This is a genomic window from Ruegeria sp. E5 (genome assembly GCF_056534105.1).
Genome location: NZ_JBQFPA010000003.1, coordinates 351,801 through 365,633, shown reverse-complemented (window position 1 = coordinate 365,633; position 13,833 = coordinate 351,801). Strand labels below are relative to the sequence as shown.

Annotated in this window: 15 protein-coding genes; 1 reads left to right on the top strand and 14 read right to left on the bottom strand. The window is 59.8% G+C overall.

Going from position 1 to position 13,833, the window contains the following annotated elements:
• Nucleotides 1-36 precede the first annotated feature (36 nt).
• The 8 genes from murB to ACR0BI_RS13745 form a co-directional block, all read right to left on the bottom strand.
• The gene (gene murB, locus ACR0BI_RS13780) at nt 37-963 is read right to left on the bottom strand and encodes a UDP-N-acetylmuramate dehydrogenase (RefSeq protein WP_170420834.1); all 927 of its coding nucleotides are present in this window, start codon (nt 961-963) and stop codon (nt 37-39) included.
• The gene (locus ACR0BI_RS13775; RefSeq protein WP_170392030.1) at nt 960-1,253 is read right to left on the bottom strand and encodes a hypothetical protein; all 294 of its coding nucleotides are present in this window, start codon (nt 1,251-1,253) and stop codon (nt 960-962) included. The genes murB and ACR0BI_RS13775 overlap by 4 nt, the downstream gene beginning before the upstream one ends.
• A 23-nt stretch (nt 1,254-1,276) precedes the next feature.
• Nucleotides 1,277-1,543 carry a DUF2484 family protein gene (locus ACR0BI_RS13770; protein ID WP_170392032.1) on the bottom strand — a complete coding sequence of 89 codons (267 nt, stop codon included), beginning with the start codon at nt 1,541-1,543 and terminating at the stop codon, nt 1,277-1,279.
• The gene (locus ACR0BI_RS13765; RefSeq protein WP_170420832.1) at nt 1,540-1,788 is read right to left on the bottom strand and encodes a DUF2484 family protein; all 249 of its coding nucleotides are present in this window, start codon (nt 1,786-1,788) and stop codon (nt 1,540-1,542) included. The genes ACR0BI_RS13770 and ACR0BI_RS13765 overlap by 4 nt, the downstream gene beginning before the upstream one ends.
• Nucleotides 1,789-1,792: 4 nt before the next feature.
• On the bottom strand, nt 1,793-3,199 hold the full coding sequence (murC, locus tag ACR0BI_RS13760) for a UDP-N-acetylmuramate--L-alanine ligase (protein ID WP_170512296.1): 1,407 nt from the start codon (nt 3,197-3,199) through the stop codon (nt 1,793-1,795).
• On the bottom strand, nt 3,196-4,293 hold the full coding sequence (locus tag ACR0BI_RS13755) for a UDP-N-acetylglucosamine--N-acetylmuramyl-(pentapeptide) pyrophosphoryl-undecaprenol N-acetylglucosamine transferase (protein ID WP_170625283.1): 1,098 nt from the start codon (nt 4,291-4,293) through the stop codon (nt 3,196-3,198). Before ACR0BI_RS13755 ends, murC begins: the two co-directional genes overlap by 4 nt.
• Nucleotides 4,293-5,456, bottom strand: a complete 1,164-nt coding sequence (gene ftsW, locus ACR0BI_RS13750) for a putative lipid II flippase FtsW (protein WP_170625282.1) — start codon at nt 5,454-5,456, stop codon at nt 4,293-4,295. The genes ACR0BI_RS13755 and ftsW overlap by 1 nt, the downstream gene beginning before the upstream one ends.
• 252 nt (nt 5,457-5,708) lie before the next feature.
• A complete protein-coding gene (locus ACR0BI_RS13745; RefSeq protein ID WP_170392042.1) occupies nt 5,709-6,044 on the bottom strand; it encodes a cupin domain-containing protein in 336 nt (111 codons plus the stop codon).
• Between the two features lie 193 nt (nt 6,045-6,237).
• Here ACR0BI_RS13745 and ACR0BI_RS13740 point away from each other — a divergent pair, with 193 nt between their 5' ends.
• A complete protein-coding gene (locus ACR0BI_RS13740; protein WP_170594759.1) occupies nt 6,238-7,416 on the top strand; it encodes a BaiN/RdsA family NAD(P)/FAD-dependent oxidoreductase in 1,179 nt (392 codons plus the stop codon).
• On the opposite strand, the gene ACR0BI_RS13735 is transcribed toward ACR0BI_RS13740, so the two are convergent.
• From ACR0BI_RS13735 to ACR0BI_RS13710, 6 genes are all read right to left on the bottom strand, one after another.
• On the bottom strand, nt 7,413-7,793 hold the full coding sequence (locus ACR0BI_RS13735) for a glycine zipper family protein (protein WP_170392045.1): 381 nt from the start codon (nt 7,791-7,793) through the stop codon (nt 7,413-7,415). The genes ACR0BI_RS13740 and ACR0BI_RS13735 overlap by 4 nt on opposite strands.
• Nucleotides 7,794-7,899: 106 nt before the next feature.
• Entirely contained in the window at nt 7,900-9,294 is a 1,395-nt protein-coding gene (murD, locus tag ACR0BI_RS13730) for a UDP-N-acetylmuramoyl-L-alanine--D-glutamate ligase (RefSeq protein WP_480562496.1), read from the bottom strand.
• A gap of 13 nt (nt 9,295-9,307) precedes the next feature.
• Nucleotides 9,308-9,838 (bottom strand): AAA family ATPase, encoded by a 531-nt coding sequence (locus tag ACR0BI_RS13725; protein ID WP_170420824.1) that lies wholly within the window; start codon nt 9,836-9,838, stop codon nt 9,308-9,310.
• Complete coding sequence (gene mraY, locus ACR0BI_RS13720; protein WP_480562376.1) at nt 9,835-10,917, bottom strand: phospho-N-acetylmuramoyl-pentapeptide-transferase; 1,083 nt, start codon at nt 10,915-10,917, stop codon at nt 9,835-9,837. Before mraY ends, ACR0BI_RS13725 begins: the two co-directional genes overlap by 4 nt.
• Nucleotides 10,917-12,335, bottom strand: coding sequence for a UDP-N-acetylmuramoyl-tripeptide--D-alanyl-D-alanine ligase (locus tag ACR0BI_RS13715; RefSeq protein ID WP_170563775.1), 1,419 nt, complete (start codon nt 12,333-12,335; stop codon nt 10,917-10,919). The genes mraY and ACR0BI_RS13715 overlap by 1 nt, the downstream gene beginning before the upstream one ends.
• Nucleotides 12,332-13,813: a UDP-N-acetylmuramoyl-L-alanyl-D-glutamate--2,6-diaminopimelate ligase gene (locus tag ACR0BI_RS13710; protein ID WP_480562377.1), complete on the bottom strand. Its 1,482-nt coding sequence runs from the start codon at nt 13,811-13,813 to the stop codon at nt 12,332-12,334. Before ACR0BI_RS13710 ends, ACR0BI_RS13715 begins: the two co-directional genes overlap by 4 nt.
• Nucleotides 13,814-13,833 lie beyond the last annotated feature (20 nt).

The window sequence follows — 13,833 nt, the reverse complement described above, 5'->3', positions numbered from 1 at the left end:
TCCTAATTTGCCTGTTATGGTCTGACGGTCGGGGCTTTATTCTTTCAGCGGATCACCGACCCGCATGATTTCCCACTCTAGCGTGATGCCGCTTGTTTCGTAAACCTTTTTTCGCACCTCTTCACCCAGACCTTCCAGGTCCGCGGCGGTCGCATCGCCCGTGTTGATCAAGAAATTCGAGTGCTTGGGGCTCATCTGCGCACCACCTTTGGTGGCCCCGCGCATACCCGCGTCATCGATCACTTTCCACGCCTTGAGGTCATGCACATCGTCCGCGCGCCCAGTCGACGAGAACCCGGCTGGATTACGGAAGGTCGACCCGGCGCTGCGGTCCTTGGTGGGTTGAGTTTCGTCGCGCTTTTTTAGCTGCGCCTCCATGCGAGCGTGCAGCTCAGCTGGATCGCCCGAGGGGCCTTGAAACGTCGCCGAGATCAGCACCGCGCCTTCGGGCAGGTCGGACTGGCGATAGCGGAAGCTGAAGTCTTGCGGGGTCAGGTCCACGATCTCTCCGGCGCGGGTGACTACGGTAGCCTTTTGCAGCACATCCGCAGTATAGCTGCCGTAACAGCCCGCGTTCATGCGCACGGCCCCGCCGATCGACCCGGGTATCGTGCGCAGGAAAGTCAGGTCCACACCTCCATCCGCTGCTTTACGCGCCACATGCGCATCCAGCGCGGCGGCACCCGCGCTGACGGTATTGCCGTCGACCGAGATACCATTGAACCCGCGCCCCAATCGGATCACCACCGCCCGCAGACCACCATCACGGACGATCAGATTGGATCCGACACCCATAGGAAAGATGGGAACATCCGCAGGCAGATCACGCAGAAACGACTGAAGGTCTTCGGTATCGGCGGGTTGAAACAGATAATCCGCTGGTCCGCCGACGCGCAGCCAGGTGAGTTCGGAAAGAGAACGCGCCGCGGACAGGCGGCCACGGACGTCGGGCAGCTCGCTCATGCGCCTTCCCGGGATGCAAGGCTGCGCCCGCCTACTCCACCCATGATCACCGCAAACAGGAAGGGCAGGACCGCACCGGTCAGCCAGACGAAGGGGCCGAACGCCTGTTCCTCTTCCCCGGTGCCGACACTGGCCAGCATTATGATCAGTACCAGACCAAGGGCCGAGGTCAGCCCGATCAGCCACAGCAGTGCCTTGAGGCCGATCCAGCGCGCGGCGACAAAACCCGCAAGCGTCCCGAGGATCAGGGTAATCAGCGGCAAATAGGCGAAAGTGGCGATGTCGACCATGGGGGCCTCCTGAAAATGGCCAGTTACTTGTTCGCCGCCTTCATGCCCTGCATTTTCGCCTTTGTCCAACGGGTGAGGTAAATCACCGGCCAACGCAGAACTGACATACCTGCAGCCAGAACCAGCAGCCCGATCCATGGACCATTTTCATAGGTGACATAGCCTAGGATAGGGACGCCAACGGCGATCAGGAAATAGGCGCGCCGCCAATGGTTGTCCTTGCTGGGCAACATCGCCAACACGTTGGCGACAACACCCCACAGACCGGCAAGCGCAATCGACCAGTTCATTCCGACACCTCTTTACCCGTCCACTTGCGCCAGTAGTAGCGGATCGGGTTGCGGTACATCGAAACAAAACCGCCAGCAGCCAGGATTCCGACGAACCAGCCATAGTCTAAACTCAGCCACAGAATCAGAGCAGGCGCGCTGGCAAACAGTACAACACCCGGTGGGAATTGCAGGCGCATCGGCAGCATCGCCACAATGGTGGAAGCGAAGACCCAGACGCAGGCGAGTATGAGCGATAGCGCCACGAGGTTAGCTCGCTTTGGCGATTAACCGGTCAGGCAAACCGTTGGCCCAGGTGCTGATCGTACCTGCGCCGAGGCAGACGACCATATCGCCCGGGCGGGCCTGTTCACGGACAAGGCGGGCCAGGTCTTCTTCGTTCAAGATCGCGCGCGCGTGGCGGTGGCCGTGGCGGATCAGGCCCTGCACAAGATCGTCACGGCTGGCACCTTCGATCGGATCTTCGCCTGCAGCAAAGACCTCCGCAATAGCGACCACGTCGGCGTCGTTGAAGCAGGTGCAGAAATCGTCGAACAGGTCGGACAGGCGGGAGTAGCGGTGCGGCTGGTGGACTGCGATGACGCGGCCCTCGGTGGCCTGACGTGCGGCCTTGAGAACGGCGGCGATTTCGACCGGGTGGTGGCCGTAATCGTCGATGATGGTGACGCCGTTAATTTCCCCGACCTTGGTAAAGCGGCGGTTGACGCCGCCGAAATCGGCCAGCGCATCGCGGATTTCACTGGCCTTCATGCCCAGATGACGGGCCACGGCCACGGCGCTCAGCGCATTAGAGACATTGTGGTCGCCGGGCATTGGCAAGGTGCAACCTTCGATCACCTTGTCTTCATGGCGTAGGTGGATGTCGAAATGGGCGACGCCACCCTTATAGGTCAGGTTTTCGGCCCGCACATCGGCCTGTGCGTTGAAACCATAGGTGCGCACGCGGCGGTCGGAGATGCGGCCAACAAGCGCCTGCACCTCGGCATGATCTGTGCAGCAGACGGCCAAGCCATAAAACGGCAGGTTCGAGACGAACTCGTAAAACCCGTCGCGCAGTTGGTCGAAATCGCCCCAGTGCTCCATATGCTCGGGGTCGATATTGGTGACGATGGCGATGGTTGCAGGCAGGCGATTGAATGAGCCGTCGCTCTCATCCGCTTCAACCACCATCCATTCGCCCTGCCCCATGCGGGCGTTGCTCCCATAGGCGTGGATGATGCCGCCATTGATGACGGTGGGATCGAAATCGCCGGCGACCATCAGTTCCGCCATCATAGTGGTTGTTGTGGTCTTACCGTGAGTTCCGGCGATGGCAATGTTCGAGCGCAGGCGCATGAGTTCCGCCAGCATGTCGGCGCGACGGACGACGGGCAGGCCCTGCGCGCGTGCCTCGTCCAGTTCCGGGTTCCCCGGTTTGATCGCAGTTGAGACCACGACCACGGCGGCGTTCTGCAAGTTCTCGGCACGCTGGCCTTCGAAAATCTCAGCACCCAGCCCAGCCAGCCGGTCAGTAATCTTCGAGGTTTTCAAGTCCGAACCTTGTACACGGTAGCCAAGGTTCAAAAGCACCTCTGCGATACCCGACATCCCGATCCCACCGATGCCCACGAAGTGGATCGGTCCGACGTCCTGCGGCAGTTTGGTTGCTGGATTCATGAGGTCTCCTTCTGCGCCAGTTGCTCGACAAGGGCGACCAGACGCTCGGTGGCGTCCGGTGCCCCGACCGATAGCGCGGCATGGGCCATTTGCTGTGCGGCTTCGGGGTTGGTGAGAACCGTGGTCATTTGCTGTGTCAGCGCGGGAACGTCAAGGGCGTTTTCGGGGATCATGATCGCACCGCCTGCCTGAACCAATCCACGCGCATTGGCTGTTTGATGATCTCCGGCAGCCGTGGCAAGCGGGATCAAAATCGACGGGCGGCCAATCACGGAAATGTCGGCGATACTGGAGGCACCTGACCGGCTGACAACCAGCTGCGCGTCGGACATACGGCGAGGTACGTCGTCAAAGAAAGGCTGTACATCGGCGCGTATGCCGTGATCGGCGTAAAAGGCCTTGACCCGTTCACCATCCTCATCGCGGGCCTGATGCGAGACGCGGATATACCCGCGCAGATCTTCAGGCAGCGCAGCGATGGCACCCGGCACCACGTCACTGAGGATACGTGCGCCCTGAGAGCCGCCCATCACCAGGACGGACATCGGGTACTCCCCAGGCGGGATATAGGGGGCAGCAGCGCGTTCAAGAACGGAGGCGCGAACCGGGTTACCAGTGTGTATGCCCTTGGACCCTTCAGGCAAATCGGTGGGCCAGACACCACAGGCCACTTGAGCCACACGGGTGGCAAACAGTTGGTTTACCCGGCCCAGAACGCCATTTTGTTCATGGATCATACGCGGCAGCTTCAGCAGGATGGCCGCGCCCAGCGCCGGTATCGACGGATAGCCGCCAAAGCCCACCACCACATTCGGCTTGTCACGCATCATCTGCACAGCCATGCCAGTGACTCCAGCAGCAATCTTGGGTCCAACCAACATCTTGGCCGCTAATCCGCCTCGGGCGAAGGTGGCCGAGGATGCCTCGACAATCTCGACGTCTGCGGGGAACGCGCCGGTATAGCGCGCTCCGCGCGGGTCGGTGGACAGGCGCACACGCCAGCCTTTCTGCAGCATCGCCTCGGCCAACGCCTGCGCGGGGAACATGTGGCCCCCGGTGCCACCTGCTGCGACTAGTAGATAAGGTTTGCCCATCAGCCTCGTCCGCGCAGAATGTCGCCCAGCTCGCCCTGCGGGCGGGTTCGGGTAAAGGCCAGCAACATGCCAACCGCGATGCCGCCAGCAATCAGAGACGATCCGCCATAACTGACAAAGGGCAACGTCATGCCCTTGGCGGGCAGAAGTCTCACGGCGACGCCCATGTTGATCATAGCCTGCACGCCAAACATGCAGGCCAGACCAGTGCCAGCCAGACGGATGAACATGTCGCGTTCGCGCATCAGCCGCAGCAGCGAACGCACAACGATCAGCGAGTACAGCGCGATGATAATCAGCACCAAAATCAGCCCGTATTCTTCGGCCGCGACCGCGATGATGAAATCCGTATGCGCATCAGGCAGAGACCACTTGACCTGCCCCTCACCCACGCCGACGCCGAACAGACCGCCTTCGCGGATAGCATTGGTGGCATACCCAAGCTGGGTGGTCGGATCGAGTTCCTGATTAAGGAAACCATCGATACGACGGGCAAAGTGCTCGGAATTGGAATAGGCAAACATGCCGCCCAGAACGACCGCCCCGGCCATGCCGACCAGCAATAGCATCGGGGCTCCGGCGACAAAATACATCACACCCCAACCAAAAAGGATAAGGCAGGCCTGCCCGAAATCGGGCTGCATCACCAGCATTGCCACGATGGAAATACACAGTGCAAAGGACCACAACCGCCCCGGCGGGCCGTTGATTTCCTGTGATGCGGCCAACAGCCATGCGGCCACCACGACAAAACCGGGCTTGAGGAACTCGGATGGCTGCAACGAGGCAAAACCCAGCGAATACCAGCGCACCGCGCCTTTGCCAAAGTCTGTACCGAAGACCGGCAGGAAGGCCAGCGCCACGAACGAGGCCAGAAAGCCCAGAATCGCCAGCCGCCGCACCAGTGTCGGCGACATCATTGAGGTCAGCAGCATCGCGACCAGCGCCAGCCCGCCAAAGATCGCCTGACGTTCTACATAGTGGAAAGGATCGAACCCGTTACGCCCCGCCAGTGGCGGCGACGAGGCCAGCCCAAGCAAAAGCCCGATGACAAACAGGATCAGAACGCAGGACATCGTCCAGCGATCAATCGTTCGCCACCACTTCGGAAGAATCGGTTCTCCGCGCTGGTCCTGGACCGCGCCATACACCATCTCAGTCATGAGATACCGCCACTATCTGCCTCGTTAACGTCCCGTTTTTGGGATCTGATTGAGAGTCTACAGGGATTTTTACATTTGGGCTAGCAGAATGACAGGCAGAACTGGAATTCCGGAACGATGAGCCGCCGTTGACAAACGCGCATGCATTCAAGCAGCGCATGCTGCCTGTTCTGATCGACGGCCCGTTGAGGCTCGGTTTGAGTTCATCCAAATATCAACCGCGCCCAACGTCATTGTTCAAAAAGTAAATCGTCAGTCTTTGATGGGGTATCTGTCAGGCTCTTCAAACACATCGATCACTCGGGAACCCGCCTTGATGCGCCCGCCATGCTCCACTCCGGCTGGGATAGAATAGCTGTCGCCGGGCAGATAAACTTTCGTCTCTCCGCCAATGGTGAGTTCAATTTCTCCTTCCACCACCGTACCCCATTGGGCACCATGTGAATGTAGTGGGAGTTCCATTTCTTTAAGAAAAGTAAAAAAGGCAACCAAACCAGCATCAGATCGAATGACTGCCGTCTGCACGACGTCTTCGGGAAATGGCACGTCTAGTCTTGGAAAGTCTGTAATGAAGTTTGGAAAGCGCATATTTTTATCCCTTTAAATGGATCTAACCGGCAAGCATTAGCACAGAGCCTAGCATGTCAGAATGCACTACGACTAAAAATCCACATACCATATGGCACAAACCCAAGTGCCGCTGAGAAATTCTGTGGGCCAAACCCACACCGTTTTGGTCTGCGCTCTTGCCATCGCTCACAATCCACGCCATGCGCAGCATATGGATTTCGAGACGATCATCCTCGGTGCTGGCGCGGCCGGCATGATGTGCGCAGCCCATTGCGGTGGCCAAGCGCTGGTGATCGACCATGCAAAAGCTCCCGGAGAAAAGATCCGCATCTCGGGTGGTGGACGATGCAATTTCACCAATATGTATGCGGGACCGGGCAATTTCCTGTCTCAGAATCCACATTTCAGCAAATCAGCGCTGGCGCGATATACACAGTGGGACTTCATCGAACTGGTCGATCGCCATGGCATTGCATGGCATGAAAAAACGCTTGGGCAATTGTTCTGCGACGGGTCTTCGAAACAGATCGTCCAGATGCTGCTGAATGAAATGGCCAAGGCCGAGGCCGAGCTTTGGGTGCAGACGTCGCTGCGCAACTTGCGCAAAACCGAAAGCGGTTTCGCTTTGGATGTCGAACGCGATGGCAAGCATATCCCTCTGACCTGTTGCAATCTGGTTCTGGCCACGGGTGGCAAATCGATCCCCAAAATGGGCGCAACGGGGTTGGCCTATGACATCGCGCAGCAATTCGGGCTGCAGATAACCGAGACACGGGCGGCGCTGGTGCCGTTCACCTTCTCGGACGGACGGTTCAAGGATTTGTCCGGCGTCTCTTTGCCCGCTCGACTGTCAAACGAGCACAGCAGTTTCGACGAGGCGTTGTTGTTCACCCATCGCGGGTTGAGCGGTCCTTCGGTGCTGCAATTGTCTTCGTACTGGCGCGAGGGTGAGGCAATATGGGTCAACCTGATCCCCGATTTGCCTTTATACGATCTGCTTCGCGATCAGCGGCAGGCTGTTGGGCGCAAGGCGCTGACCACCGAATTGGCACGCCACCTGCCCACGCGTCTGGTGGAATACCTCGCACACCATATCCCGATGAAGGGCAATCTTGCGGATCAGTCCGACACGGCGCTGTCGGAACTGATCGCCGCATTGTCCAACTGGCGGCTTACGCCGTCGGGCACCGAGGGCTATCGCACCGCCGAGGTCACTCTGGGCGGGATCGACACTGACGGGCTGTCGTCCAAAACCATGGAGGCCAGGGATGTCCCCGGCCTCTATGTCATTGGTGAAGCGGTGGATGTCACCGGCTGGCTTGGCGGTTACAACTTCCAATGGGCGTGGTCCTCGGGTCACGCCGCCGGAAGTGCCATCGCAAGCCGTTAGCCTACGACGTTGTAACCCCGTCCGCGCATACAGTTGCGCACGATGACTTCCTTGTTCTGGTTCTTGTTGATCACGTCAGCGCCTGCTCCAACCAACGCACCGGCAACGGCGGCGCGACCCAGGTTGTCGCTGCTGTCCTGAACGATGCCGGTGACGGCTGCAGCACCTGCAGCGCCGATTGCGGCATTACCTGCGGTCGATCCGTCAACGCTGGCCTGCGAGGCTGCAAGTTGCTGGCACTGATACAGGTCCGAGTTGTAGTTAGGGCCTACCGGGCCATCGATCACGGGCTGATAGTTGGCCCCGGTATTGGTGCAAGCCGCAGCAGCCAGCAGCGCTGGAACGACCAGAAGAAGTTTACGGTTTGGCATATTCATGACCTCGTGTTGAATTTCCTGAAGGCAAAAACCAATGCAGGCAGTGCGTCAAGCAGATAGGCCCACAGCTTCGCCGAACCGGCGATCTATTGCAAACGCATTGCTTTCAGAGGCGTTTTTTAACCTGAACCACGAAGTCATCGCCACGTTGTTCGAAGTTGTCATACTGGTCGAAACTGGCCGCAGCAGGTGCCAATAGAACGGTTTCACCGGGCTGCGCATCGGCCATGGCCTGCATAACCGCCGCTTCCATAGTGGTGCAGACTTGCGCATCGGCCTGCAACTGCATTGCAAAGCTCGCCGCCTCACGCCCGATGACGTAGGCCTTGATTACGTGGTCCCCTGCCCCGTTCAGCGCCTCAAGCCCGCCTTCTTTCTCAAGCCCGCCACAGATCCAACGTATCTTCTTGAACGCGCTCAAGGCTTTGAGGGCGCTATCTACGTTGGTAGCTTTCGAGTCGTTCACATAGGTCACGCCATCCGCCTCGGCGATGATCTGGCTACGATGCGGCAGACCGGGGAAACTGTGCAGCGCATCTTCTATGACGCGCGGCGCAAGGCCCAATGAGCGACAGGCGGCATAGGCAGCACATGCGTTCTGGTGATTATGCGCACCGGGCAGGCCCTTGATCTCACGCAGGTCGATCGATCCGGCCTGACGGCCCTTGCGGTATTCCGACAGGAAACCCTTGCGGGCAAAGACCTGCCAACCCGCCCCGGTCAGCTTGCGCGCCACCGAGACGCGGATCACCCGGTCATCCGACGGCCCCTCGGCCAGTTGCCCGGCCAGAAACGCGCCCTCGGCTTCATCGATGCCGATCACGGCGCGGTCCGGGCCGCCTTCGGCGAACAGGCGACGTTTGGCGGCAAAGTAACCACCCATTCCACCATGTCGATCCAAGTGATCAGGTGAAAGATTGGTGAAAACCGCCACATCCGGCGTCAGTGCGCGGGCCAGTTCGGTCTGGTAGCTCGATAGCTCCAGTACCACGACAGATCCATCGCCACCTGGGTCGATGTCCAGCACGCCGCGCCCAATGTTACCCGCCAGTTGCGAGTCGCGCCCGGCCTCGGTCAGGATGTGTTGGATCAACGCAGCGGTGGTTGATTTGCCATTCGATCCCGTCACCGCGATGACGCGCGGTGGGATGTCGTAGTTGTTCCATTCAGGGCCTGCGAAAGAGCGAAAGAACAGACCTATATCATTGTCGACCGGAACTCCGGCTTCCAATGCAGCGGCCACAACCGAGTTCGGCGCGGGGTAGAGATGAGGGATGCCGGGCGAGACAATTAGTGCGGCAATATCGTCAAACGCCCCGTGGCGGCGCAGATCGACACACGAGAATCCCTCGACCTCTGCCGCTTCACGCGCGGCGGGGTTGTCATCCCAGCAGATCGGCTCAGCCCTGCCAGCGCGCAGCGCTCGTGCGGTGGTCAGACCCGACCGACCTAGCCCCAGAACCGCTACTTTCTGCCCTGAAAACCCTTTGACCGGGATCATTGCCATACACCTTCTATCCGAGCCGCTCTTCCAGCCAGTCCGCCCGCCAAGAGACCGGCCCTTTTGGAACGTTTTCTATTACGAACCCATAGTCTGGTAACCGGTCGCACAAAGCATCGTATTCCGCAATAGCTGCGGCCAAGTTGTGCCGCCGGTCATCATCCTGTTCGAATATCTCAGGCCAAGGAGGAAAGAGAAACACGCATGGGTCGTAGCCCAAGTGTAGTATCTGTTCACGCACTTTGGTCTCCAACGGTGTACCGGTTCGATCAAACCAAATCAGCGCGTCCAATGCCGAACGATCAAATAGCACAAGATCATCTTTGGCATTGCTGAAGTCAGATATCGCAAGTTCAATGATCCTGCGGCAGAATACCTCGGAGTTGACCCAAGGCAGAGCGCGACCACCACCTTGTCTTTCCTCGGCAATGACACGACGACCCGGCTCGGAAACTGTTGAATATCCGCGTCGGGCCATCTCCTCCAGCAGTGTTGATTTGCCACCACCGGAGCATCCAGAAAGCACGATGCAACGCGGGCTCATCTGACTTTCAGCGTCGCCAGCCCGATCATCGCTAAGATCAGTGAAATGATCCAGAACCGGATCACGATGGTGGGTTCAGCCCAACCCTTTTTCTCATAATGGTGATGGATCGGCGCCATCAGGAACACGCGCTTTCCGGTCCGTTTGAAATATAGAACCTGGATGATCACACTTAAAGCTTCAACCACGAACAGCCCGCCCACGACTGCCAATACCAACTCGTGTTTGGTAGCCACGGCAATCGCGCCCAGCGCACCACCCAGAGCCAGTGATCCGGTATCACCCATGAAAACCGCCGCCGGAGGGGCGTTGTACCACAAGAATCCCAGCCCCGCACCGAACAGCGCTGAAGTGAAGATGAAGATTTCACCGGTGCCAGGCACATAGTGAACATCAAGATACTCGGTGAAGTCGACCCGCCCAACCGCATAGGCAATCACACCAAGGGTCGAGGCCGCGATCATCGCGGGCATGATCGCCAGCCCGTCCAGACCATCTGTCAGGTTCACCGCGTTGGCCGCACCCACAATGACGATCACCGCAAAGGGGATATAGAAAAGGCCAAGATTGATCAGCGTATCCTTGAACACCGGCAGAGCCAGTTGGTTTTGCAAATCGCTGGGATGGTGCAGCGTCGCCCAGAGTGACGCCAGCACGGCGATGATGATCCCCAGCGCCAACCGCATTTTACCGGAAACGCCCTTGGAGTTCTGCTTTGAGACCTTGGCATAATCGTCCGCAAAGCCGATGGCCGCATAGGCCAGCGTCACGAACAGTACCATCCAGACATATGGATTGTCCCAGCGCGCCCAGATCAGGGTCGAGGTGACCAGCGCACCCACGATCAGCAGCCCGCCCATGGTAGGGGTTCCAGCCTTGGACAGATGCGCTTCGGGGCCGTCATCGCGGATCGGTTGACCTTTGCCTTGCCGTTTGCGCAATACGTTGATCAAGGGTTTTCCGAACAAAAACCCAAAGATCAGCGCAGTCAGAAAGGCGCCCCCTGCCCGGAAGGTGATATAGCGGAAGAGGTTCCAGAAATCCCCTCCGTCCGACAGGGCGGTTAACCAATAGAGCATTACAAAACCTTTCTCACAATACGGCGGCTCTCTGGCGCGCTGCCATGCCCCATTTGCCGCAGACCGTCAACGATCTGCGCCAGAGCCATGCTGAGAGAGCCCTTGGCCATCACTACATCGCCGCTACGGATCAATTCCGGCAGATGGGCGGCCATCTCATCGCTGGTTTCCGTCGACAACCCGCGCTTGCCCTCGGGCAGAGCCTGATGCAGCGCTTGCATCAACGGGCCGATGCAATGAACCTGATCGACATGCGCCATCGCAGGCACCTCGGCCATGGCGGCGTGCATCGCCTGCTCTTGCGCACCAAGCTCTTTCATGTCGCCCAGAAACGCGATCTTGCGTTTGCCCGCCGACGCAGACAGCACGTCGAGAGCGGCCTCCATCGAGGTTGGATTGGCGTTGTAGCTGTCATCGAGCAGTTCAATCTGCCCGCCATCTGGCAGCGCGATCACCTCGCGCACACCGCGCCCTTTGACCGGAGACCAGCCGCGCAGACCGGCAATCGCCTGATCCAGATCGACCCCCAGCGCGACACAGGCCGCCAGAGCGCCCAGCGCATTCATAGCAAAGTGAGTTCCCGCGGATTGGACATCGAATGTGATGTCTGCGCCGCCGACAATACCGTGTCCCCGCACCGAGTCAGGGCCTTGGAGCACGTTGGTCAGCGCATAGTCCCGCGCCTTGTGGCCAAATTCGACGATCCTTGCACCATGCGCAGCGGCGCAGTCGCGCAAGATGCCCGCGTGTTCGATATCGGCGTTGACGATAGCGGTGCCGCCCTCGGCCAGCCCGTCGAAGATCGCAGCCTTTTCAAAAGCAATACCCGCAACCGAGTCGAAGGCTTCGAGGTGGACGGCGGCTACTGTGGTCACCAGCCCCACATGCGGTTGCGCCTGACGCGCCAGCGGAGCGATTTCGCCCGGATGATTCATGCCGATCTCGATCACTGCGAACTCGGTGTCGCGCGGCATTCGCGCCAGCGTCAAAGGCACGCCCCAATGGTTATTGTAGCTGGCGACGCTGGCATGAGTTTTGCCTTGCGTCTCCAGAATGCTGGCCAGCATTTCCTTGGTCGAGGTTTTACCCACGCTGCCAGTCACCCCCACCACGCGTGCACCTGTCCGGGCGCGAGCCGCCTGCCCCAACGCCTCTAGACCCGTCTGCACATCGTCGACGATCAACAGCGGTGCATCTTCGGGCACGCCTTCGGGAATATGCGACACAAGCGCTGCGCCTGCGCCTTTTTCAAGCGCTTGGGCGACGAAATCATGGCCGTCGCGGGCAGCCTTCAACGCAACGAACAGGTCACCCGGCTGCAGGGTGCGCGTGTCGATGGAGACGCCGTTCACCTGCCAATCGGTGGTGGCGCGCCCGTTGGTAGCCTCTGCGGCCTCGGCTGCGGTCCAGAGCGTCATGCGACCCTCCCGTCCAGCGCGGCAACGCTGATACTGGCCTGTTCCACATCGTCAAAGGGCAGGACCTGATCTCCGACGATCTGGCCGGTTTCGTGTCCCTTGCCCGCAATCAGCAGAGCGTCGCCCGGTTGCAGCGCGTCGATGCCGCGCAGGATGGCCTCGGCCCGGTCGCCGACTTCCGTGGCTTCGGGTGCGCCCAACATGACAGCACCGCGGATGGTGGCCGGGTCTTCGCTGCGTGGATTGTCATCGGTAACAAAGACCACATCGGCGTTTTCAGCAGCGGCCCGCCCCATCAATGGGCGTTTAGTGGCGTCTCGGTCACCGCCTGCACCAACAATGGCGATCAGACGTCCCATGACATGCGGGCGCATCGCCTTCAGTGCAGTGGCCACGGCATCCGGCGTATGAGCGTAATCGACAAACACCGCCGCGCCGTTGTCACGTGTGGCAGCCAGCTGCATCCGCCCGCGCACGGTTATCAGGTGCGGCAAGGTATCGAACACGCGGTCGGGGTCCTCGCCCGCCGCGATGACCAATCCGCAAGCCAGCAAAACGTTCTCGGCCTGAAAGCCGCCGATCAGATTCAGGCGGGCTTGATAGGCCTTGCCTTTCCATGAAAAGCGCAAATCCTGCCCGGTCGCGTCAAAGCGTTGATTCAGAAGACAAAGATCAGAACCCTCAGGGCCTACGGTGATGATATTCTGGCCGCGTGCCTCGGCGATCTTGCGCATCTCAGCACCCTTGGGATCACCAAGGTTGACCACAGCGACCCCGTCTTCGGGCAGCACACGATCAAACAGACCCGCCTTGGCTGCGAAATAGGCCTCGAACGTGTCGTGATAGTCCAGATGATCCTGCGTGAAATTCGAGAACCCGGCAGCGGTCAGATGCACCCCGTCCAAGCGACGCTGTTCAAGCCCGTGCGAGGAGGCCTCCATCGCCGCATGGGTCACGCCATTTTCGGCAGCCTCGGCAAGACAGCGGTGCAGAGTGATCGGCTCGGGTGTGGTATGGGCCAGCGGCGCAGTCCATGCGCCCTCGACCCCAGTGGTGCCCAGGTTGACGGCGGCAAGTCCAAGCTCGGTCCAGATCTGGCGGACGAAACTGGCGACCGAGGTTTTTCCATTGGTGCCGGTGACCGCCACGATAGTCTGCGGTTGCGCGCCAAACCATAGGGCGGCGGCCCCTGCCAGTGCCTGACGGGGGTCTTCCGTGACGATCAGCGCAGCATCGGATGCGGCCAGTTCGTCGGTGGCGATCTCGGCCCCTTTCGCGTCCGTCAGGATCGCGGCGGCCCCCATGCGCAAGGCGTATTGGATGAAGTCTCCACCATGGACTCGGGTGCCGGGAAGGGCTGCAAAGAGGAAACCGTCTTTGACCTCGCGGCTGTCAACAGCCAGACCGGTGATTTCGGGATTGGCCCCTCCCCGTGCGGTCAGGGCCAGTTCGCTGAGTTTCTTTGACCGATTGCCCATGACCCACCTTTCGCTGGACA